The organism is Nonlabens sp. Asnod3-H03, assembly GCF_045063665.1.
GTDB lineage: Bacteria > Bacteroidota > Bacteroidia > Flavobacteriales > Flavobacteriaceae > Nonlabens > Nonlabens ulvanivorans.
Genome location: NZ_JBEFOD010000008.1, coordinates 2112900 through 2136766, shown reverse-complemented (window position 1 = coordinate 2136766; position 23867 = coordinate 2112900). Strand labels below are relative to the sequence as shown.

Sequence of the window (23867 nt, the reverse complement as noted above, 5' to 3'; positions counted from 1 at the left end):
CCAGTGTATTAAAATCGTTGTTGAATAGAGAATTGAACTCTATTTTGATCCAGTGCGGCACCAGGTTTAGAATTACCGTATCTGAAATTTGTGTAGCGATACTGCAGTTTACATTGCAGTTTTTTAGTCAGTTTATAACCCAATCTTAGGTTTAAATTTTTTCTATAATCTGTAGTGAATCCAGGAACGTCTACATGAGCAAAGTTGAATCCTATGGAAGGCGTTAATTTTTTATCTAGCATTTTGTAGCTGGCTATAAGACCATAATTCAACATGGTGAAATCTCCAGTAGGTAATTGGTTTTCTAGATAGATGCCCTGTAAACCGATGCTCAAAGGCTTTTCTAAGAAAGAGATATTATAATTGATAGAGTAGGTGGTATTTTCCGCTTTCGCGAAAGCGTTACTAACGACATCAAATTGCTCAAAACTGGTCAGCGCCACATTACCTGTAATAAGGTGCATGTACTTTTCTGTTTTAAACGTGTAGGAAGGCGATACCGTGATGGAATTATTGACTAGTTCTATGCGTTGATTCAATATGTTAGCATCGTTTTTGAATCCAAAGTTGCTGTAATTGAGGTTGACAGAGAAAGATTTTGTCACTTGCGCAAATAGATTTGCATTAGAAATAATGCGTTCTGAAGACGATAATTTTGTATCGTTTAAATTATTAGTTCTTATACCAAAACTACCTGTAAAGTTTACTTTGTTGTCAAATAGTTTCATACCAGTATTGACCTTATAATCTAGGATGTCGCGTTCTACAAATCGATATCCCACAGGTAAAAATCCTGGACCTATATATTGTACTTCACCACCTAATTGAAATTTATCTCCTTTCCAGTCTATACGTGTGTTATGAGAGAAGTCTGCAGTAGTACTTGCATTAACGGTGATAAAATCTTCTACTGCCGTTATGTAATCTTCATCAATGACTCCATTATTAAAGAGATCTTTGGTAAATATAGATCCAGCAGTCTCTGTACGGATGTTTAATTTTTTAAACACTTTAAATTCTGCATAGGGTGAAATGGTCAAACCTTCAATAGGTTCTATTCCTATGGGATTAGCAAGTACAGAATTTTTATGATCTCTCACACGTACTACGTTAATTGTGAATTTAGAACCTTCTATTTTTCCTACTCCTATGCGTGCCGTGATAATACTTTGTTCATAGGCGCCAGGTACGTTTAATAATATATCTGGTTCGATAGCACGTTGAGATTTCCCTACTGCTGCAGATAGAATAAATTTACCTGGGTTTATTTCTAGACCAACTCCAAAGATGGGAATGTCACCAGTAGTTAGTGGTGTGTACATAGGTGTTTGCGTACCAAAAAAGCCTTGAGCCCATTTGTACTTAGGATTGATACTTATGTTGTTTGCTGGATTTTGAATATAATCTAGAGCACTTTCTTCTGGTACACTAGGTAAATTATAAATAACGTCTTGATTAGTAACGTTGACACTTATAGGTATGCTAAAGTGCTTGCCAAAGTTGATGCTCATTTGAGCGTTAAGTCTTAATAGATTTTCGGGATATCGAGGTCTAAAACTTGCATAGTTTTCTTGTGTATAAGAATAGTAGTCATAGTAAAAACCTAAACTTCCTGTAACCTGAATAGGTGACTTTTTATCTTCTTTTTCATCTTGTGCCTTACTAACATGAAAACCCATCAATAAACACAATAATAATGTAAAAACGATTTGAACATTCCTCCCCATAATGTTGTAGTCTTGATAAAAAGTCACCTTCAATTAAATAATTAATTCAGGCTTCTTCAATTTAACAAGAACAATTTGAGACTTTCATTAAGAAAAGACAATCGCTATTTATTCAATGGTTGGTTTCATTCCATGAAATGCTTATTTGGTTCCTTAACATATTTTAACATTCTTAGAGATTTACCAGTAGAGGATAAATTGAGTGTAAGTTTTAAAGTACCTGATAATAATCATTTTAAATACGGATATGATTGTTGATACTTCTAAAAAACGAGTTAATTCGTAATTAATTAAGAGTATTACCAATGATGTGTCTGTATATTTAAAATAAAAAATGAGTTCAGAAAACCTATACCAAAGAGAAGCTTTAGAGAAATACTTAGAATTATCCAGATCGATTGAGACCAGTATGATGCTTACTAATCTAGGGTCAAAGCCAGTTGACAGTATACCTATGACGCCTAAGAGAATTAATGATAATGGATCAATCTTATTTTTCAGTAAAAGCACTAGTGATCACAATAAAAACATCCAAAAAGATGCAGATACTCAATTGATTTTTAGTGATGTGAAGTCTAAAGAGTTTTTGAGTGTTTATGGATCTACTAGTATTAGTAAGGATCCTATTTTAATTGAAGAGCTTTATGGAAATCTTGATAATAATTGGTTTGATGGAAAAGATGACCCAACAATAACGGTATTGACCTTCACACCAGAACAAGGGCAGTATTGGGATACTAAAACAAATTCCATTGTAACCTTAGCAAAATTAGCCTACACTGCTATTACAGGCGATGAAACAGAAATAGGAACTAGTGGAAGTTTAAAATTATAAAACCAACGATATGAATATTTTTGAAGCTCTAAGAAAAGATCATGAAATTCAGAGAGAACTTTGTGATCAACTAGTCCACACATCTGGTGATACAGCATTGAGAAAGAACATGTTTAATAAATTAAAACATGAATTAGCCATTCATGCAGATGCTGAGGAAAGACATTTCTATGTTCCATTAATTGAATCTGATCTTACTCAAGAAAAGGCTAGACATAGTATTGCCGAGCATCACGAAATGGATGAGCTAGTTGAAAAACTAGAAGAAACAGACATGGATAGCAGTGCATGGCTCAAGTACATGAAAGAGCTGGCACATCAAGTAGAACATCATCTTGATGAAGAAGAACAAGAGGTCTTTCAACTAGCAGGTAAAGCTCTTAACGAAAAAGAAAAATCTAGTCTAGCAAAAGATTATCAAGAATTTATGGAGCAAAACAGATAGTTATTATTTCAAATTAAGATAAAAAAATCCGATCAATCGATCGGATTTTTTTATAAATAGCTTTCAAAGCGTGAAGATGATGACGTATTATTCACGTCTTCGTCATCATAATTTTCATGATCATCAATAGTCTTGCGTTTGTAATCGCTATAGCCGTTAGGTGAAAATGTGTAGTTCATCTTTTTTATTTTAAAATTAAAGGAAATGTCTATTTCAGATTTTTAATAAATTCTTAATTGATAATCTATTAACATAGTTAACAAATGGACTTAATATATCCATTTACAATTCAACAGCAATCTCTTCATGAATCACATTTTGCTCACCATATTTTTTAAGGTAAGCTCTGATAATTTGATTGGTATGAAAGTTAAATAAGAAATTTTATAGTATGAAGTTTTCAATTAGCGTATCCAATTACTAGATTTAAGATTTTTTAATTTATGCGCTATTTTAAAATTTTAATTAGTTCGCTTCTTGTGTTTTCATTACTAAAGTGTGAAATGAATATAGAAGAAAATAATTTATCAACGAATTCAAAAACAAGCATTTCAGAAAAATATTTTAACTCAGGTCTTCAATACTACAAAGAAAATAACCTTGAGAAAGCAAAGGAATTATACAAAAAAGCTATTGATAGTTGTTTATCTATTGATGCTAACCTTCAATTTAAGTATTATACCAAATTAATGGGTATATATATATTTAAAAATGAATATGGTGATGCTTTGGCTGTTTTGAGAGAATTTGAGCAAAAAGAATTATTTCCTATTGAGCAAAAATTTATACTAGTTAAAAATACGGAGCAATATATTTATTTAAACTCAGGCCAGTTAGATAAAGCTTTAGAATCAAATCAAGAATATTATGATTTGATTCTTCAAAATGCTTCAGAAAATGAACTGGCAACTGCTTTAATTCTCAAGAGTACTATCTTAAGAAAAAAAAATGAGTTTAAAGAATCTAGTTTAATTTTACAAGATTTATTAAAATATAATGATCTTCATCCTTTATTAAAATCCTCAATTTTCACTAGTTTAGGCATAACTTATTTTTATAATAACGATTATAACAGGTCAATCGATGCATACAAAAAGTCATTAAAATTTCATAAAACGTCTGAATTGGATGGTAGAGTTAATGGTTTAGCGACATCTTATGCTAATATATCTGAGGCTTTCATTGCACTTGATGATTATGAGAAAGCAAGAAAGTATTTAGATTCATTTTATATGCTTAATCAAGCTAAGGTTTCAAATAACCTTAGAGTAAGCATTTATAAATATGAATTAAGATTAGCTAGGAAATTGAATCTAGACAATTCAAAAATAGAACAGCTTATCGATAAGTCTTCAAACGAACTTGAATTATTCTATCAAAATAGATTTTCTAAAGAATTAGAATCTTTAAAAAAAGAAAAAGTTAAATCGCAGGACTTATTAATTGAAAAACAAAATGTTGAGTTGGATAATTTTAAATTTTTAATTGCTTTAATTATTTCTGTCTCTTTTATTATAATCATTTCCTTAAGTTTATTTTTCTATTTAAGAAAAAAGAGAAAAGATTATGAAATAGAATCATTATTAAAGCAACAGAGGTTATTGAGAGCTCAAATGAATCCTCATTTTGTTTTTAATAGTTTAAGCCGCGTTAAGGAGATGATATCCAATAATAAAGAATTAGCTTTTTTATATTTAAATAAATTTTCAAGGTTATTGAGACTTGTACTAGAGAATTCGGCTAACAATTTTGTCCTATTAGATGATGAATTAGAAGCCGTTGAAAACTATTTAGATTTACAAAAATTAAGATATCCTCATAAATTTGATTACGAAATCATTCTCAAAGATCTATGTCAGGACTCTTTATATTACATACCGCCGATGTTATTGCAACCTTTTTTAGAAAACGCCATTGAACACGGATTTCAAAATTTAGAGTTTAAAGGTTTAATTAGTCTTGAATTATCTCTTTCAAAAAAGCCTAATTATTTACGGTGTGTCATTATAGATAATGGTAATGGTATTCAAAAAGTATTAGATACATCAAAAAGAATCAGCTCGATTAGTTTGATTTCTAACTATATTATAAAAGCAACAAAAGAAAATATTCAGTATCGTAGCAATAAAAATAACAAAGGGACTATAGTCGATTTTTTAATTCCAATACAACAGTAAATGAGTTTAAGTATAATAACTATTGATGATGAAAAATATATTCGGGATTTACTTATTGATTCTTTGCATAATAATTTTAAGCATAAGATAACTGTTGAAGGAGAAGCAAGTAGTATTAAAGATGGGATAGCTTTAATTAAAAATGTAAATCCTGATATCGTATTACTGGATATTGAATTGGAGGATGGTAACTCTTTCGAATTATTGAATCAATTGGAAACTATTGACTTTGAGTTAATTTTCATTACAGGATTTGATGATAAAGCGATCAAGGCCATTAAAATGGGAGCATTGGATTATTTACTTAAGCCTATTATAGAATCTGAATTTATTAATGCGATTGAAAAAGCCATTTCAGCTAAGAGTAATAAAGGACAGGTTGCATTTTTAAACCAAAGTAATATTGCTGGTGATTATTATCTTAAGGATATAAAAGAAAATATCGTTCTGAAAACTATTGAGGCCATACATATCGTCAAAATAGCCGATATAATGTACTGCAAGTCAGACGGGAATTATACTACATTTTTTCTTGTAAATAATAAATCCATTTTAATTTCAAAACCAATTAAATATGCAGTACAACTATTGCCTGAATCAAATTTTGTTAGATGTCAACGATCTTACTTAGTAAATGCAAATTTTGTCACTCAATTTATAAGATCAGGAAGCCTCATTCTTATTAACGGAGAAGAATTACCAGTTTCTGGACAAAATAAAGACGTGGTTTTTGAAAGAATTTTACAGAAGATGAATTGAAAATATGATTTAAAGAATCTATATGCGTTGTTAATGAACTTATTAAGTTAGATCAAAACCATCTTTATATATTACGAAAAATAAAACAATAAATTATGAAAAAAATTATTCTTATCATCATGTCAGCGATGGTACTTGGCTGTTCAAGAGATGAAGTTGTTAACCACGACAACATTAATATAGAAAGTAAAGTTGGTGTAATCGATCCGTTGTATTCTTATCCACCAATTACAGATCGAGATGTGCATAAAGAAATGTTGAATTGGAATGCCTTTATAGTTGGTGAAATTTTGCGGGATCGTAGTGACTTTAGATCCCACTTTTTTAATAATTTAGATACAGCAACAGGTACTGTAGATTTAGAGGATTTAATTGATTTTACAACAGATAATGTTTTCTCTAACTTGTATAGATATTATGCTGAAAATTCAATTTTTCAGTATGTTTCTTGTAATCCTGATGAAAGTGCTCCTTGGCCACCGTTAATACCACCTGCGGATGATAACATACCAAGTACTAATAGTGTAACTTGGTCAATTGATGTTAATAAACATGTGTCACGGATTATAAGTAACCCTATTCAATTATATGTTCCAAATGCTGACGTTTTTATAGGAGAATCCTATACTGTCGGGCATCCTCTTTTGCCTGTAACGAATAATCATGGCGACTATAATTATGGACGTTATGTATATTCACAACCGAATACAGAAAATAACATGGCTTGTGTTACACATGTTTTTTCTGAACTCTGTGTTCTATCAATAGGTGATGTTTATCAGGATAAGTTTATTATTGTTTCTAGACCAACAATTACATCCGTATCAAATTACCCTTATATAAATTTTGATATTACTAAATTTCTTGAAAGACCTGTTTTAGGTGACGGAGGTTCCTTATTTGAATAATAAAAACATACCTTATAATAAAGCTTATCGGTGACTATCCGATAAGCTTTTTTTTATATTTATTATTTCACATTACTTTTATCAGAATAGGTAGTTGATGAATTGAACTGCTATCCTCATACATCTCTAAAATTTAAATCAAGTATTCATAATAAGTTTACATCATAAGCAAGAGATCTTTGTTTATCGCGGTAACCGAAAAGCGAATGAGTAGGTGATTTAAAATTATTTATTATGAAAAACTTTCTAAAAACTTTATTTTTAATCTGTATTACAATGACTGTAATTTCATGTGATACAGAGGATATTGTTAATCAGACAGAAGAATCTAGCCTAGAGAAATTCGAATTAAGAGATGGTTCAATTGATATTGATCCTATTGAGGGAAATACAATTATTCCTTATGTAAGAGCTGTGAATTATGGTATTGCCTGTCCTACCGGACCTCAAGCAACTGAATATGAACTTACTCTTCGTAGAACAGCTTTTTCAAATATCCCAAGTGAAAACCCTCAATTATTTGTTGAAGTTTTGATAACATCAACCAATGGTAATCAGGCTCTTATAAAAGGTATGATACCAGCTAATACTCGATTCAATACTTCAGTTTTTAATCAAGACGCAGGGCTTACAGCTGGATTTCCATTTAGTGGGTTGAATCGTGGTCAAGCTTCTGTGGAAGTTGTTGCAGTTAATGCTTTAGGTGTAGATACTTCATCATACAATCTAGGATCTGCTTCAACTTACGTATATAATTGTAATTAAATTTTTTAATTAAGAAAGTTGCCATGTTTTTGGCAACTTTCTTATTAAAAAGATTATTGTCAATATATCCATTTACAATTCAGCAGCAATCTCTTCATGAATCACATTTTGCTCACCATATTTTTTAAGGTAAGCTCTGATAATTTGATTGGTATGAAAGTTTGCAACCTTGCGGTCTATAAAATCTTCACAGTCTGATAAAGAGTTGATCGTTGCATAACGATCTACATAACCATAGCCTTGATATTCACCATCTTTTACGAGAATAAAACAGGATTCTTCATGGGTTCTACCAGGCTGTTTAATGATGTAATTAGGATTCTGATTATGTAAAGATTCTATCGCCTGTTGTGCACGCAAATTGTATAAAGAAACAAGCTCTTCTTTTTTACACACGCCTTTACAATTCTTTAATTTATAATGTGATGTACAATCCTCTTTGGTTTTAAAGCTACAATATCGAGGACACAGATTATAATCTGCACAAAGCTGTTCTAGTTGCTCTACGGCATGAGCGCGGTTATAATGTGTCACTACAGAATAATCATAGGACTTAACTAATCCTACTGCAAATTGAATAATCCCTAGCTGATTTTTATAATGCAATATTTGGTAAGCTGGTTTAGGCTTTTTTTGAACCACATTAAAACGTGGATAGTGCTTTTTAATCAAATCAGATTCTTGCAATAAAGCAACCAGCTCATTACCTGTCACGATATGATCAATATGAAAAATCTCTTGACACATCAGGTAAGACTTAGACGTTTTAGAATAGAAATGAGATAATACACGTTTACGTATATTAATAGCTTTTCCTATGTAAATGATTTTATGTCCTTTATCTTTAAAGATATATACACCAGCGGCTTCAGGTAATTCATCAAATTGTGAACGTTCCAGATGTGGAGGAAAAGTTCCTTCTTTAAAAGTACCTTTAATAAATTTGTCAAATGTCACACCATCATCATCTATTGCGAGTAATTTTTTAAAAAGGATGACTGTTGCATCGGTATCACCTTCGGCGCGATGTCTATTGATTAATGGAATGCCTATTGCATCACATAATTTTCCCAGACTATACGACCTCATTCCTGGTATTAATTCTCTAGATAATCTTACCGTACATAATTTTTTACGTTTAAAGTCATGATGCAGTCTTTTAAACTCGTTGCGCAATACGTTGTAGTCAAAGTTGACATTATGTGCTACAAAAATGCAATCCTTGGTAAAATTCAAGATCTCTTCGGCAACATCTGCAAATACTGGTGCACTGGCCACCATAGCATTATCTATACCTGTTAAAGTCGTAATGTAATCTGGGATTAAAACTTCTGGGTCAATTAAAGAGCTGTATTTATCCAGTATGGTATCGCCTCGCATACGAACTATGCAAATTTCGGTCATACGATTACCGCTCATACGGTTACCAGTAGTCTCTATGTCAACGACACAATATAAATTTTCAAGATGATTCAAATGCTATTATTTGGAAATGTTCCAAAATTATGGAATAATTCCAATTAATATAACTTCAATTGAATTTTTAACATATAGCTAAAAATCAGAACGAACTACGAGAATTATCCTTGCTCAAGAATTTAATACTTAGTAATCGTTATTTGAGCGATATAGGTAGCATCTATAGGTAGTATGCTAAATAATTCTCTACTACCAGCACCTTCTACAACTGCAGCTTTTAAACCTAGGCTCACTTGATCTCCTACATCATAATAGCGTATGTCTGTGGCATAAAAAGGAACGCTAACAGGAGAATCTACAGAGCCTCTAGGGATACCACCAAATATTCTAAAACTATCCGTCTCAGTAGTACCTGAAAGTTTCAAATTATTAAGATAAAGATTGATAAAAAAAGTACTTGATCCTGAAATAGCAACAGTAGAATTGACTTCAAATCTATAAAAACCAGCTTTTTTAATCTCAAAATATTCATCTCCTAAAACTGTTGTTCCTGTTGGGTCTTCTAATTCTACTAGAGATGTATTATTGATATTAATTTGTGGTAGTTCTAAATGAAATCTTCTTTCCTGTCCTGTAGCACATGGGACACAATCACTAAAAAACACATTACCACCAGAACCAAATTTTGCATTAAACGCCAGTTGAGGAATTCCCACATTTTCTACTGCCTGATCAATGGTTACATTCACTACATCGCCGTTGGAATCTCTCGCCAGCAATCGGTTTTGAGCATCTGTACTTGTACCACTAGGTGCATCATCGATACGTAAACCGCCTGCAACATGTAAATCATTTTGAGGATTTACTGTTCCGACACCTACCTGTGCTTGTGCAATACAGGATAGAAACAAAATAATAATGAAGCAAAAAGAATTCATGAAGGTTGGGTTTAAGTACTAGAGTCTTTCAATAATACTCTACTTAAACATAATAGCTCACTGATTACTAGATTATTCGATTAAAAGAAAACTTTTAGAGATATGAGGTATTTTCTTTCATAACGATCTGTGAGTAGAATTCTTGCACTATCAAAATAGCATTCATGGGCGATATTCTAGATCGTCAATTTTGTTGTTGATTCAAAAAATCGTGTTGTATGGATTGCGATTATACCAAATCCTTTTCATTCTTAACTACTACAGCTCAACATGCTACAACCTACTTTGTTGCGAGCCCAATCAGGTCGCAGATCATACCATTTGTCAAATTCTGGTTGCTCGTCATACGGTCGCTGCAACATTTTGTAGACATCGTTTAATAAAGTATAATCTCCTTTGTCGGCATCATCGATAACCAGTTGTGCGATGTAATTTCTAAGTACGTATTTTGGGTTTATAGCATTCATTTGTTGTTGTTTCGCTTTCGCGAAAGCGATACCATCCATACCCAACGTGTCCTGTTCTAGCTGTAATCGTTTCAAGTAACGTTCTAACCATTCTAGCCAGCTCCATTGATGAGGCTCGCTGATGTTCTCAAGATCATAGAAAGCCATTGAAATAGTTACAAAAGCTTTATCGGCATCCATTTGTGGTTCAACTAAAGATAATTCTCTGAAGAACAAGGTCATGTCGGTCTCGTGTAACTGTAGATGATGTTCTAAAGTAGCGATAAGCTCTTGATCATTTTCTTGCGATGTTTGAAGACCCAATTTACTTTGCATCATCCTGAGATATTGAGACTGATAATTTGCTTTATAATTATTTAAAATCTCCTCTAATGCAGGACCATCATTAATTAATTCATACAAAGCATTTGCCAGTTGTAATAGGTTCCATAAACCTATCTCTGGCTGCGCACCATAGCGGTATCTCTTGTTTTGTCGGTCTGTCGTGTTAGGTGTCCATCCATGATCATAAGGCTCTAGCCAGCCATAAGGTCCATAATCTATGGTAAGTCCTAGAATAGACATATTATCGGTATTCATAACACCATGTACAAATCCGACACGTTGCCAGTGAATGATGGTATCGAGTGTGCGAGCGGTAACTTCTTTAAAGAATTGTAAGTAAGCCTCTTTACCGGTCGTGGTAATATGACTGTAAAATGTTTTAATGGTATAATCTGTAAGCTGCTTTAAATACTCTGGATTGCCTTGCGCTGCCGCCCATTCAAAATTCCCAAAGCGTATAAAACTAGGTGCCACACGACATACAATAGCGCCTTTTTCATGTGCAGTATTGCCATCGTACAACATATCACGCAACACCTGATCACCACTTAAAGACAATGATAAAGAACGCGTGGTAGGTATGCCCAGATGATGCATTGCCTCGCTACATAAATGCTCGCGTATGCTACTGCGCAGCACGGCAAGTCCATCGCCACTACGAGAATATGGAGTAGGACCAGCACCTTTTAATTGTAATGCCCATCGCTGGTCATGTTGCAACATTTCAAATAAATTGATAGCACGTCCATCACCTAACTGTCCAGCCCAATTGCCAAATTGATGTCCGGCATATGCCATCGCATAAGGTGCAACGCCATTAGGGAATTCTTGTCCAGTTACTATATTTTTAAAAGCAAGAGACTGCACTTCTTCGTCTGTAAAACCCAGCTCTTGTGCTAGCTTAGATACATGAATGACTTGTGCGTTTTTAAAAACTAAAGGTTGCGCTAGGGAATAAGCAGCACCAGTAACTTGTCTGGTGTAATTTTCTGTTATTGGGTCCTGTGGTAACGCGTCTGTAAAGCTGTTATTGATATGAATGTCGTGCATCATACAAAGGTAGCAGAATTGTAAGGAAACTAGATTTAATGATATGCCAAACCATATATAAAGGAATCTCAAAAATCCCCCATAATGGGAATGTTTTACTATTCAATTGCGATGTAATTTTCATCATTAATCAAAAACGGTGAATTATGAAAAGTTTGATGATGAGTATAGCCTTCGGTTTATTAATAAATATAACGATGGCACAGTTTCCCAGTTTTAGAGCTAGTGATAAGTATGATTCTCCTGTAATTTCTAATGAGGAAGGTTCTGAAAAATTTGGTGATAGCATTGCAGCAAATAAAGTAGTTTCTATTTATAAAAAAGATTTTGATGTATTCTTAAAAGAGAAAATTGACCCAAGTCTAGATTATGATGTTTTGCAAACAACAGACCTAAGTACTTTTCAAAATAAAATAGCTACAGCAAATGGTAATACCTTAAGCGCAGACCAAATAGCTTTATATAATGTGATTAAGGAAAATGTAGAAGATCTAGATGGCTATATTTTAAACATCAAATCTATAGATTATGATAACGCTACACTAGATCATTTTATCAATACGCATTTGATAGCAGAATCCTTACCAGCCTCTCAAAGTAACTTTCCTCTTTTAAAATTCAAGTACCATCAAACGCTAAAACAATTAGATTCGGTCAGAAAGAAGAAGCGCACCTTACTGGATAATCAAGAATTTATCGAGGCAGAGAGACTGACGATAATAGAGAAGAAGTTTCAAAAAAGTGCTGATACTTTAAAAACACTGTTTCACGATGCCCGAGATTCTACAAATATCAACTACAATATTTTTAAAGAGAATCAGATAGATCCAGTACAACAAATATATGCTCGAGATCATGGCGAGTTGTATTTTGTTAATGAATCTGCCCTACAATTTAATACCGACGCGGCAGTTGTTAATACTGAATTTGCAGCGACATTTTTTGGACCGTTGCGAGTCAATTTTGGAACGGTTTTAAGTACTGGATCTAATGATGAGGTTGCAGTAATGGAACCTACCACTCCTATTGTGGAAGATGTAAAAGTAAGCGAAGAAAGCAAACAACGTTTAATTACTGGTGGTGGTAACACTTATCTAGGACTAGAGCTTCCATTATTATATTACAGCTCACATCGATTTACGTTTTTTGGTTATATACGTGGTAGAATGTCTTTAGAGCTTAATGATTTTTCAGATGATGTCGATACCAGTTCTGGTGTATTAAGCAGCACTGGCCATATGGTACTGGCTATTAATAGTGATGATCGTGCCTTTAATTTTTATGTGCAAGCCAGTTATGGCGCATATACTGGAGCGAGCGCTTTTAGAGAACGATTAGGTGTTGAGGAAAAGGTTTTTGATTTTGGATTAATAACCGCTGGCGTGACGATTAAAGACTCTATGAGAATATCTGTAAATCTTAAACCGATTAGTTCACAAAATCAGTTAACAGATGGAAAGTTTACTTTAGGAATTCAATTCCTACCCAATCTCTTTAAAATTTAAAAGAATTCGTATTATTGAAAGCCAACTCATTAATAACACGACATGAAAATTTTAAAAGCCTTAAGTATTACCGCAGTTTTATTGCTGTTTCTAACCTCTTTTACATCATTACTGGGCGATAGTCCTCATGTAGGTCGTTGGAAAGGTGAGGATAAAAGCAATATAGGTTTTCTAGAACTCACCAGTGATGGATATGCAATCTTAGAATTTAATGGATCTAAAATGGGTGGGAAATCCTATTTTCATGATGGAAAAGAACTCGCTATGACTTATCAAATTGATGATAAGCAATCACCTATAGCTATCGATTTGATAAGAATCGATAAAAGTGATGATACAGAAGTAGGACGTCTTAAAGGAATTTTAGAAATGAAATCAAAGGATCAATTACATATTGCCTTGGGTTTTGGTCGGGAAGCTCGTCCTACAGATTTTACCACAGACGCATTACTTTTCAGTAGGGTGAAATAAGTAGCCTTTATAAACCAATAAGGTAATAAGTGATTAATTTTGCGATTAAAAAATGACCCTTTGAACTGCCCTTGCGATTCCCAGCGACTCTATAAAAACTGTTGTGCCATAGCACATCATCACATCAATGACGTGAACACAGCACAACAATTGATGCGATCGCGTTATAGCGCCTTTGTCATGGGTGACATCGATTATCTACAACGCAGTCATCACAGCTCTAAAAGACCTAGTAAAAAAGAAGCTCGCGAGATGAAACAATGGACTCAGTCTGTAGAATGGGTGAAATTAGAAGTGTTGCAAACCAGTCATGGGCTTAAAGATGATCTTACCGGTACGGTAGCGTTTAAAGCATTTTATATGGAGAATGGTCGATTAGAAATTATCCACGAGCATTCTAGATTCTGTAAAGAGAATGGACATTGGGTCTATCTAGACGCTTTGGTATAATGGGCAGATGAGTTGTTGGATTCCGCTTTCGCGAAAGCGTACTGAAACAACTAAGCCTCTTTATTATTTTGCACAGCTTTTACAATAGCCTTTAAGCGCAGGGCACGCGCCTCTTTCTCTTGGCGCAATTTATTTTTCTTGCGATTCATAAGCTTAGTATGCTTACTCTTGTTTTTAGTGTTTTTTTCTTTTCCAGCTTTGGCCATGAGGATATCATCAGGCGACAAAGGTAGTCGATATAGAATACTTGAAGATAGCACTTACCTTTACAAACAAAAAAACGATGACCGTAAATGATCTGGTAGGAACTTATAAAATTAGTGGTCATAATCAAGATCGTGCCCAAAGCAGCTATCGCGGTATCCTTACCTTATCACTAGATCCTCATGATAGAATTGTTGCATTATGGCAAATAGGTGATGATCAGGTGCAACAAGGAGTAGGCTTTTATAAAGATCATATTCTGGTAATTAACTTTAATTATAAGTCTGATACCGGCACGATATTTAAAGGTGTTGTGGTTTATAAATGTCTGACCATGGATGTTCTAGACGGATTCTGGTCAGAAGAACTAGGTGATCCAGACTATCTAGGAGTAGAACAAGCCTATAGAATTAAGGAAACCGATGACTTACTGAACTAAATAAAACAATATCACTATTCTATGTGGTGATTCATCTCCTTTTCTGGTATTTGGTAAGTAGTGAAGAATATTCTTATATTTATTTAAGTTTAAAACTAAATTGAGCCTAGTTTCGTATTTGATATAACCTTACTCAAAGCGTTTTAATCATACACCGATCAGGTAAACACAATGAATCAATACTTTTTAATAGGCCTACTCATTCTCATGGCGTTTCTAATTATTAGGATCTACCTATCTGTAGAAGCTATTAAGAAAAAGCGCGCCACTGGTCATAAAAATTATAAGGATAAAGTGTATTATAAATACTTTCTCAAGTATTTGATGAAAGACATTCCAGATTAAGGGTTTTAACCTTTGTGTTCTGTCCTAATAAGATTCCCTATAAAGGGTATGTTGATATTCAAATCATACCCATATATTTGACTACTAACCGTTTTATTATGAAAAAGACTTGGGGAATTATCATTGTCGTTTTAATCATCATCATCATAACTGCAGGTCGATTGTATAAAAAATACGATCGCGACCAGCGATTGCAAGAAGTAAATGCGGTATCGCAAGAGCAAGCACAACAATTGATTCAAAACCAACGCCAGGCAGAAATTGATGCCCAACTCGCAGAACAAACCAGATTAAGAGACTCTGCTTACCAGGTTGAAAAAGCCGCTCGAGAACAACAAATGGCAGACCTTAAAGCTTTAAGAGAACAACTAGAAGCAGAAGCTGCTGGGAATTGATTTTTACCAGTAGAAACTTGATGAATTTATAGGTGGTTGCTGTGGGAAACATTAGTTTAATAGTGGCGGTTTTCCTGTACATGCTACTATCATAATTATACTTTTCATTTCCCATTTATTTTTAATTCTGTTATATTCACATTCCCCTAAAACGCAGATTTTCCTACATCATTGGATAAGTGTGTTTTAGGGTTTTTAATTTTAAGTGTTTCGCTTTCGCGAAAGCGGTAACAACCACCAGCTATGAACAAAAAGAATCTATCGGAAAGAGATATTTGCACTAAATTTATTAATCCAGCAATTCAAAAGGCAGGATGGAATATGCGCACGCAAGTAAGAGAAGAGGTTTCTTTTACGGATGGTCGAATTATTGTGCAAGGTAATTTGCATACTCGTGGTAAAAGCAAGCGAGCTGATTATATACTTTATTACAAATCAAACATTCCTATTGCAATTATTGAGGCAAAAGATAATAAGAAGCCTGTAGGTCATGGAATGCAACAAGCTTTAGAGTATTCTGAGATTCTTCAAATTCCTTTTGTTTTTACTTCAAATGGAGATTCTTTTGTTTTTCATGATAAAACAGACTCTAATGGTTCATTAGAACAAGAAATCTCTTTAGATGATTTCCCTTCTCCAGAAACGTTATGGAACAAATATTTAAAGTTTCAAAATCTAGATACTCCACAAGCGCAAGAAATAGTTGAGAAAGATTACTATGTAGATGACAGTGGTATGTCACCGCGTTATTATCAACAAAATGCAGTTAATAGAATTCTAGAAGCAGTTGCCAAAGGTCAAGATCGAATTATCTTGGTGATGGCAACCGGTACCGGTAAAACTTACACAGCTTTTAACATTATATGGCGCCTTTGGAAAACAGGTGTTAAAAAGCGTATCCTTTTTCTAGCCGATAGAAATGCGTTACTCACGCAAACTAAAAATGGTGATTTCTCACCATTTGGTAATGATATCATGCACATTATCAAGAACCGAAAGATTGATAAGTCGTATCAAATCTATTTTGCATTGTATCAAGGTTTGACTTCTAATGATGAAGATAAAAATGCTTACAAAGAATTCAGTAAAGATTTCTTTGACTTAATTGTAATTGACGAGTGTCACAGAGGCTCTGCCTCTGAAGCTTCGGCTTGGAGAGCGGTTTTAGACTATTTCAAAGGAGCTACTCAAATAGGTTTAACCGCAACTCCTAAAGAAACTAAAGATGTTTCTAATATGGAATATTTTGGTGAACCGGTTTATACCTATTCTTTAAAGCAAGGAATCGACGATGGTTTTCTTGCTCCTTATAAAGTAGTTAGAATCACAACGAGTGTTGATGAAGGCTGGCGACCGACTAAAGGGTTAATTGATAAATATGGGAACGAAATTGAAGACCGTATTTACAATCTCAAAGATTATGACAAGAAACTCGCTATAGATGAGCGCACAGAAATAGTTGCCAAAAAAATCACCGAATACCTTAAAGCAACCGATCGTTATGCAAAAACCATTGTCTTTTGTGTAGATATAGATCATGCTAATAGAATGAGACAAGCGCTCATCAATGAAAATGCAGATCTTGTTGCCAAAAACTGGAATTATTGTGTAAAAATCACAGGTGATGATGAAGTAGGAAAACAAGAGTTAGACAACTTTACAGATGTTGAAGAACGATTTCCTGTAATCGCTACCACCTCAAAAATGTTGACTACTGGAATAGATACTAAAATGGTAAAGTTTATTGTCCTGGAATCTAACATACAGTCGGTAACAGAATTTAAGCAAATTATAGGTCGTGGTACTCGTATAAGAGAAGCAGAAGGTAAAGTCTTTTTTACCATCATGGATTTCAGAAAAGCGACTAATATATTTGCCCGACCAGATTTTGATGGTGATCCAGTACAAATTTATGAACCTGGACCTACAGAACCTGTTGTCCCACCAGAAGATGCAGATGAAACACCAGATCCACAGCATCCTGACGATGTTGAATTACCTGAGGGAACTAATCCTATGCCACCAGATATTGACATAGACGATACTGAATCTGAAGTAAAAAAATATTACATCAACGATATTCCTGTTTCTGTAGTAAATGAACGTGTCCAGTATTATGGAAAAGACGGAAAACTAATCACAGAATCTCTAAAAGATTATTCTAAGAAAAATATAACCGAAGAGTTCTCCTCACTAGATGATTTTATCCAGCGTTGGACAGCTTCTGAAAAGAAAGAGGAATTAATTAAGGAATTGGCTGAGCATGGTGTATTATTGGAAGCGTTGCGAGCAGAAGTAGGACAAGACTTAGATGATTTTGATTTAATTTGCCACATCGCATTTGATCAACCTGCTTTGACAAGACAAGAACGGGCTAACAATGTGCGCAAGCGCAATTACTTCACAAAATACAGCGAGACCGCACAAAAGGTGTTAAATAGTTTATTAGATAAGTACGAGCAAGAAGGAATTGTGTCTATAGAACAAGGCTCTATTCTTAAAGTACAACCACTTAACCAGATAGGCTCGGCGGTAGAGTTGGTGAGAGCTTTTGGAAAAAAGAAAGACTTTGACCAAGCTATAAAAGATTTAGAAAATGAAATTTATAATATAGGAGCTTAAAATTATGTCTAGTTTATATCCAACGTCATTATTTCATTTTACAAGTAAAGAAGCTCTTTATGCAATTTTAAAATCGACATTTAGAGTTTCTTATGCAAGAGAGAAAATTTACGCGCCCAATTCTACAAGAGAATTTGCTGTTCCAATGGTCTCATTTTGTGATATTAAAATGGCTGATTTAAAATATTTTATTGAAAAAGATTACGGAAATTTTGGGATTGGACTGACTAAGGACTGGGCAAACAGGATGTCTTTAAATCCTGTAATGTATGTAAATCAGCATTGTGACGTAGCAGATCGTTTCAATGATGGATTGCGAAGCGTTTATGCAACTCTTGGTCACAAATCAAATGAAATGACCTATAGAAATCGAGGTTATCATAATTTGATGAATACATATCGTTACATGAAAAACTATGAAGGTGATTTAATTCGAGAAAATGGTACGACACCTAATTATCGCTTTGCAGATGAAAGAGAATGGCGCTATGTCCCTGCTTTTGAAACAGAAAATGTAGAGCCGTTTGTTCCTATTTCTAGAATTGATACGAGAGCAAAAAAACAAAGTTATAATAACAGAATAAGACATTTGAACCTCTCTTTTCAACCTGATGATATTAAATATTTAATTGTTGAAAAAGACGATGATATATTGGATTTGATTGAACATCTAAATGTAGCAAAGGAAATATTTGACTCTGATACAAAAAAAAGATTAACAAGCCGAATAATTACGCTTGAGCAAATAATAAATGACTTTTAAATTTATGAGCAACATAACCACAAACATAAAAGGCATACGCGATATCATGCGTAAAGACACAGGAGTAGATGGAGATGCACAACGCATCTCGCAAATGGTGTGGATGCTTTTTATGAAGATTTTTGCCGATAAAGAAGAAGAATGGGAAATCACCATAGATGATTATCAATCGCCTATTCCTGAAAATCTAAAATGGCAAAACTGGGCGGCAGACGATGAAGGCCTTACAGGTGATGCCCTTATGGAGTTTATAGAAAACGAGCTGTTTTCTACTTTAAAAGACTTAGACATTACCATAAGCCCACAAGCAAAAATTATACGTGCTGTATTTGACGATACGTATAACTTTATGAAAAATGGAACGCTCTTCCGTCAGGTAATAAATGTTATCAATGAGATTGATTTTAATAGCACTACAGAGCGTCATCTATTTAATGATATTTACGAGACTATATTAAAAGACCTACAATCTGCTGGTTCTTCTGGTGAGTATTACACGCCTAGAGCCGTGACGCAGTTTATGGTAGATATGATAGACCCAAAGTTAGGAGAAAGCGTTTTAGATCCAGCTTGTGGTACTGGAGGCTTCTTAACTTGTACTATTGATGCTGTACGTAGCCAAGTAAAAACACCAAAAGATAGAGACGTATTACAACAATCCATACGTGGTATAGAAAAGAAACCACTACCGCATTTGCTCTGTACGACAAATTTAATGCTACACGGTTTTGACTTGCCAGTAGTTCGTAGGGATAACTTACTCAGTAAACCCTATGCAGATTGGGGCGCAAAAGACAAGCTCGACATCATACTTTCTAATCCTCCTTTTGGTGGAGTAGAAGAAGATGGTACAGAAACCAACTTCCCAAAAAAGTTTAGAACTAAGGAAACGGCAGATTTATTTCTTGCCCTCATCATTAAGCTCTTAAAAGATAAAGGGCGTTGCGCCATTGTATTACCAGACGGCACCTTGTTTGGTGAAGGAATGAAAACACGTCTTAAAGAAGAGCTACTCGATAAATGTAATCTACATACCATTGTGCGTTTACCTAATGGCGTTTTTAACCCATACACCAGTATTAAAACTAACTTGTTGTTTTTTGAAAAAGGTACACCCACCAAAGACGTTTGGTATTTTGAACATCCTTATCCTGATGGCGTAAAAAGCTATAATAAAACTAAACCGATTGATATTAAAGAGTTTGAGTTAGAAAAATTTTGGTGGAACAATCGTGAAGATGAAAAATTCTCTAAAAACGCTTGGAAAGTTTCTATTGATGAAATAAAAAAAAGGAACTATAATTTAGATATCAAGAATCCTGTATCCAAAACAGAAGAAGTTATTTATACATCTACTGAAACTATAGAGAATTTGAGGAAGTCTTTTAAAATTTCAAATCAAATTATTACGGAATTAGAAACACTTTTGAAATAAATGGCTAAAGAATATTTAATAGGTGATTTTCTTAAAAGAATAAAGCGACCAATTGATTTGGAACCAAACCAAGACTACAAGTTGGTTACAATAAAAATGAATCATAAAGGTGTCGTTTTAAGAGGAAGTAAAAAAGGTTCTGACATTAAGTCAAAAATGTTCCAAGTTAAAGAAGGAGATTTTATTCTTTCAGGTATTGATGCAAGAAATGGTGCTTTTGGAATAGTGCCAAATGAACTTGAAGGAGCAATTGTTACAAATGATTTTTGGTATTTTGATATCGATGAAGACATTATTTTAAATCAACTTTTTTTAGAATTGACAACGATGTCTTGGTTTGATGAAATTTGTAGAAAAGGTAGTGACGGTACAACGCAAAGAATCAGGTTGCAAAAAAGCAAATTCTTCAATCAAAAAGTTCTTTTACCTGAAGCTGATGAACAAAAGGAATTATTAGCTAAAATTTTAAATTTTAAAAAAGGTCAAAAAGCACTTAATTTACAAATTGAATTTCAGAATAATAAAATTTCCAATCTAAGGCAATCTATTTTACAGGAAGCAGTACAAGGAAAATTAACAGCAGACTGGCGCTCCAGTCATCCTGAGCTTGTCGAAGGATCTCATCACGCAAGTAATCTCTTAAAACGCATCCAAGAAGAGAAAGCACAACTCATTGCAGATAAAAAAATAAAAAAAGAAAAAGCCTTACCACCAATTACAAAAGAAGATATTCCTTATGAATTACCTAAAGGTTGGGTTTGGTGTAGGTTGGGTAATATATTATTATATTCTGATTCCGGGAAAAGTCCTAATTGTGAAAAAAGGCCTGTTATTGAAAAGGAATGGGGAGTTTTGACTACAACAGCTGTACAGCAAAATAGATTTGTTGAAATAGCAAATAAAGTGCTTCCAGTGAATTATGAAATCAATCCAAAACAAGTAGTTGAGGTTGGAGACATTTTAATAACTAGGGCTGGACCTATCAATCGAACAGGTATTAGTTGTAAAGTTGATAAGCTTAATTTTAATTTAATTCTTTCAGATAAAACAATACGCCTTAAATATTTGAACGATTTATTGTTTCCAGATTTTATTGTTTTAGCATTAAATAGTGATTCTATTCGAAAATTATTGTTGGATAAAATGATTGGAATGGCTTCAAGTCAAGTTAATATATCTCAAGCTAATATTAAAGGTATTTGTTTTCCACTTGCACCACTAGAAGAACAAAAAGCCATTGTAGAGAAAGTCAACTCTTTAATGGGTTTATGTGATGCGCTAGAGCAAGAAGTACAACAAAGCCAGCAACATAGCGAGATGATGATGCAAAGTGTTTTGAAGGAGGTTTTTGAGGGTAGAAGTTAAAACTGTTAGGGTATGAGTGGATTTAAGTTAATAGGAATTAGAGCCAATAAAGGTTGTACAAAAAAATATTCTAAAGTGCTTAGGCATGATGTTGTTTATCATTTTTCCCAAGAATACCAAATAGAACCAACCACAGATAAAATTCTTGAGTTTCCAGAAAAATATATAGACCTATACAGCACAGATAATCTTAAAATAAATATTTCTGCAATAGCAGGCAAAAATGGGACAGGAAAGAGTACTGTTATGGAGCTTTTCTTTATGATAGTAAATAATCTTTCAAGAACTCATGATAAGTTTCAAAAACATTTAGATAATATAGAAGGATTAAATGTTACTTTATTTTTTAAGACTGATCAATTTTATAAAATTGAAGTTGTTGACTCAGATGTTAAAGTTTTTGGTTATAACAAGAATTTAAAACCAAGAAGTAATTCTAATTCTAAATTCGATTTCAATAAATTTTTCTATACAGTTGCAATCAACTATTCCCAATACGCTTTAAATTCTAAAGAAATGGGTTATTGGTTAAATGGACTTTTTCATAAAAATGACGGTTATCAAATACCTATTGTTATAAACCCAATGCGAACGGATGGAAATTTTAATATTAATACAGAAAATGATTTAGTTCAAGCAAGACTTATAACCAATTTGCTTAGACGAGATGATGGTAAAAACATTGATTTTAGGAAGCTTACAGATTCATTAGAAGTTTCACATATTAATCTAAAAACACACAACAAGAATAAAAATACTAAGATTCTTTATAAAATTGAAATAGAAAGAAAAAGGGAAAAGAATAAAGGTAAAATAGATTTAAAAAAGAATGAAATTATAGAAATTAAATTAATTGATTTAAAGGTATCAAAAACTGAAGTTTTTAAGTTTTTAAATAAGTATCACAATTTTAACTTACTTAAGTATTTTCCTTTACCAGAAGAAAAAGAATATGATTTCAATAACCTAGATCCTTTTATTAAACAAAGTTTAGATTATTTGTATTACAAGGTAAATAATATAGCCATTACGTATCCTGAATACCAACAATATTTTAATAGAAAAGCTAAAGATTTTTATCCTAAAATGCTATCTGTTTTTATTAAAAAACTATTAATAGAAGATACGAGTCACATTGTTTTTAAAATAAAACAAACTTTAAACTTTCTAAAATATAACCATATTGATTTTTCAAGAAGAATTTATAGAGTAAGTGATTTGTCTAAACGTATATCAGATGTCATTGATAACCCTTTAAATAAATTGAAAGAAGAAAATAGGATAGAGTTATTGCCTCCTCCAATTTTTAAAACAAAAATAATTTTAAAACCAACTCAAGCGACTAGAAACAAAAAGCAAGATCAAATTGATTTTAATACTTTAAGTTCAGGGGAAAAACAGATGATTAATTCTGTTAGTTCTCTTCTTTATCATTTGATAAATCTTGATTCTGTTTTTCATGGATATAAGTATAAAAGAATTAATGTGCTATTTGATGAAATAGAACTTTATTTTCATCCAGAATTACAGCGTAGGTATATAGCAAATGTAATAGATAGTGTAAAGGCACTAAAATTTAATAAAATTAAAGAGCTAAACTTTTGTTTTGTTACCCATTCACCTTTTATTTTATCAGATATCCCAAGCGAAAATATAATGTTCTTAGAACATAAACATGATGAAAATGATAAGTTGTATTCAAAACAAGTACAAACACTAGATGATACTTTTTGCTCAAACATACATGATTTACTTGCAAAAAGTTTTTTTATGGATAACGGGTTTATGGGGAAGTTTTCAGTAAATAAAGTAAAAGAGATTATTTCTGAATTAAAAGAAATTAAAATTGCTAGACTGAATACTAATTATTCTTTTGATAGACTAAGAATTGAGGAGATTAGGAAAACGATTAATATTATTGGTGAGCCTTTACTAAGACATAAATTAATAGAACTTTTTAAAGATTCAACAGAAGATTATGAATCAAATCAAGAGCGTATAGAAAGATTAGAATTAGAGTTAAAAGAAGCTAAAAAAGAAGCTTTAAACAGACAATAAC

The 23867-nt window shown here is 33.0% G+C and carries 23 protein-coding genes; 17 read left to right on the top strand and 6 right to left on the bottom strand.

Annotation, left to right across the window (positions count from 1 at the left end; genetic code table 11):
• Positions 1–8 precede the first annotated feature (8 nt).
• The gene (locus ACJJVI_RS12985; RefSeq protein ID WP_405352277.1) at positions 9–1727 is read right to left on the bottom strand and encodes a hypothetical protein; all 1719 of its coding nucleotides are present in this window, start codon (positions 1725–1727) and stop codon (positions 9–11) included.
• A gap of 334 nt (positions 1728–2061) precedes the next feature.
• On the opposite strand from ACJJVI_RS12985, the gene ACJJVI_RS12980 reads away from it, so the two are divergent.
• Positions 2062–2562: a pyridoxamine 5'-phosphate oxidase family protein gene (locus ACJJVI_RS12980; RefSeq protein ID WP_405352276.1), complete on the top strand. Its 501-nt coding sequence runs from the start codon at positions 2062–2064 to the stop codon at positions 2560–2562.
• A gap of 10 nt (positions 2563–2572) precedes the next feature.
• Complete coding sequence (locus ACJJVI_RS12975) at positions 2573–3007, top strand: hemerythrin domain-containing protein (protein ID WP_348021564.1); 435 nt, start codon at positions 2573–2575, stop codon at positions 3005–3007.
• A 50-nt stretch (positions 3008–3057) separates the two neighbouring features.
• On the opposite strand, the gene ACJJVI_RS12970 is transcribed toward ACJJVI_RS12975, so the two are convergent.
• Positions 3058–3186 (bottom strand): hypothetical protein, encoded by a 129-nt coding sequence (locus ACJJVI_RS12970; protein WP_262496349.1) that lies wholly within the window; start codon positions 3184–3186, stop codon positions 3058–3060.
• A 324-nt stretch (positions 3187–3510) separates the two neighbouring features.
• Between ACJJVI_RS12970 and ACJJVI_RS12965 the strand changes: the two genes are divergently transcribed.
• The 4 genes from ACJJVI_RS12965 to ACJJVI_RS12950 all read left to right on the top strand — a co-directional run bounded on the left by ACJJVI_RS12965 (position 3511) and on the right by ACJJVI_RS12950 (position 7616).
• Positions 3511–5184, top strand: a complete 1674-nt coding sequence (locus ACJJVI_RS12965) for a histidine kinase (protein WP_042296668.1) — start codon at positions 3511–3513, stop codon at positions 5182–5184.
• Positions 5185–5943 (top strand): LytR/AlgR family response regulator transcription factor, encoded by a 759-nt coding sequence (locus ACJJVI_RS12960; protein ID WP_405352275.1) that lies wholly within the window; start codon positions 5185–5187, stop codon positions 5941–5943.
• A 95-nt stretch (positions 5944–6038) separates the two neighbouring features.
• Positions 6039–6851, top strand: coding sequence for a hypothetical protein (locus ACJJVI_RS12955; RefSeq protein ID WP_405352274.1), 813 nt, complete (start codon positions 6039–6041; stop codon positions 6849–6851).
• Positions 6852–7127: 276 nt separating this feature from the next.
• Positions 7128–7616: a hypothetical protein gene (locus tag ACJJVI_RS12950; protein WP_042296664.1), complete on the top strand. Its 489-nt coding sequence runs from the start codon at positions 7128–7130 to the stop codon at positions 7614–7616.
• 72 nt (positions 7617–7688) lie between these two features.
• Here ACJJVI_RS12950 and ACJJVI_RS12945 read toward each other — a convergent pair whose 3' ends face one another.
• From ACJJVI_RS12945 to ACJJVI_RS12935, 3 genes are all read right to left on the bottom strand, one after another.
• Positions 7689–9092 (bottom strand): exonuclease domain-containing protein, encoded by a 1404-nt coding sequence (locus tag ACJJVI_RS12945; protein ID WP_348021562.1) that lies wholly within the window; start codon positions 9090–9092, stop codon positions 7689–7691.
• A 122-nt stretch (positions 9093–9214) separates the two neighbouring features.
• Entirely contained in the window at positions 9215–9973 is a 759-nt protein-coding gene (locus ACJJVI_RS12940; protein ID WP_348021561.1) for a hypothetical protein, read from the bottom strand.
• A gap of 251 nt (positions 9974–10224) precedes the next feature.
• Positions 10225–11814 carry a protein adenylyltransferase SelO gene (locus tag ACJJVI_RS12935; protein WP_405352273.1) on the bottom strand — a complete coding sequence of 530 codons (1590 nt, stop codon included), beginning with the start codon at positions 11812–11814 and terminating at the stop codon, positions 10225–10227.
• 146 nt (positions 11815–11960) lie between these two features.
• Between ACJJVI_RS12935 and ACJJVI_RS12930 the strand changes: the two genes are divergently transcribed.
• The 3 genes from ACJJVI_RS12930 to ACJJVI_RS12920 are packed head-to-tail and all read left to right on the top strand — an operon-like array spanning position 11961 to position 14240.
• Positions 11961–13319 (top strand): hypothetical protein, encoded by a 1359-nt coding sequence (locus ACJJVI_RS12930; protein WP_405352272.1) that lies wholly within the window; start codon positions 11961–11963, stop codon positions 13317–13319.
• A gap of 42 nt (positions 13320–13361) precedes the next feature.
• Positions 13362–13790 (top strand): hypothetical protein, encoded by a 429-nt coding sequence (locus tag ACJJVI_RS12925; protein WP_036581017.1) that lies wholly within the window; start codon positions 13362–13364, stop codon positions 13788–13790.
• Positions 13791–13850: 60 nt separating this feature from the next.
• Entirely contained in the window at positions 13851–14240 is a 390-nt protein-coding gene (locus tag ACJJVI_RS12920; RefSeq protein ID WP_036581015.1) for a YchJ family protein, read from the top strand.
• 50 nt (positions 14241–14290) lie between these two features.
• Here the strand turns inward: ACJJVI_RS12920 and ACJJVI_RS12915 are convergent, their stop codons facing one another.
• Complete coding sequence (locus ACJJVI_RS12915; RefSeq protein WP_405352271.1) at positions 14291–14446, bottom strand: hypothetical protein; 156 nt, start codon at positions 14444–14446, stop codon at positions 14291–14293.
• Between the two features lie 77 nt (positions 14447–14523).
• Between ACJJVI_RS12915 and ACJJVI_RS12910 the strand changes: the two genes are divergently transcribed.
• From ACJJVI_RS12910 to ACJJVI_RS12875, 8 genes are all read left to right on the top strand, one after another.
• On the top strand, positions 14524–14883 hold the full coding sequence (locus ACJJVI_RS12910; protein WP_405352270.1) for a hypothetical protein: 360 nt from the start codon (positions 14524–14526) through the stop codon (positions 14881–14883).
• Positions 14884–15054: 171 nt separating this feature from the next.
• Positions 15055–15228: a hypothetical protein gene (locus tag ACJJVI_RS12905; protein WP_397298700.1), complete on the top strand. Its 174-nt coding sequence runs from the start codon at positions 15055–15057 to the stop codon at positions 15226–15228.
• A gap of 98 nt (positions 15229–15326) precedes the next feature.
• Positions 15327–15623: a hypothetical protein gene (locus ACJJVI_RS12900; RefSeq protein ID WP_036581011.1), complete on the top strand. Its 297-nt coding sequence runs from the start codon at positions 15327–15329 to the stop codon at positions 15621–15623.
• A 243-nt stretch (positions 15624–15866) separates the two neighbouring features.
• Entirely contained in the window at positions 15867–18245 is a 2379-nt protein-coding gene (gene hsdR / locus ACJJVI_RS12895; protein ID WP_405352269.1) for an EcoAI/FtnUII family type I restriction enzme subunit R, read from the top strand.
• Positions 18246–18249: 4 nt separating this feature from the next.
• Positions 18250–19008 carry an abortive infection system antitoxin AbiGi family protein gene (locus ACJJVI_RS12890; RefSeq protein WP_405352268.1) on the top strand — a complete coding sequence of 253 codons (759 nt, stop codon included), beginning with the start codon at positions 18250–18252 and terminating at the stop codon, positions 19006–19008.
• Positions 19009–19012: 4 nt separating this feature from the next.
• Positions 19013–20443 carry an N-6 DNA methylase gene (locus ACJJVI_RS12885; RefSeq protein ID WP_405352267.1) on the top strand — a complete coding sequence of 477 codons (1431 nt, stop codon included), beginning with the start codon at positions 19013–19015 and terminating at the stop codon, positions 20441–20443.
• Positions 20444–21808 (top strand): restriction endonuclease subunit S, encoded by a 1365-nt coding sequence (locus tag ACJJVI_RS12880; RefSeq protein ID WP_405352266.1) that lies wholly within the window; start codon positions 20444–20446, stop codon positions 21806–21808.
• Positions 21809–21820: 12 nt separating this feature from the next.
• Positions 21821–23866, top strand: coding sequence for a hypothetical protein (locus ACJJVI_RS12875; protein WP_405352265.1), 2046 nt, complete (start codon positions 21821–21823; stop codon positions 23864–23866).
• The last annotated feature ends 1 nt before the right edge of the window (position 23867 follow it).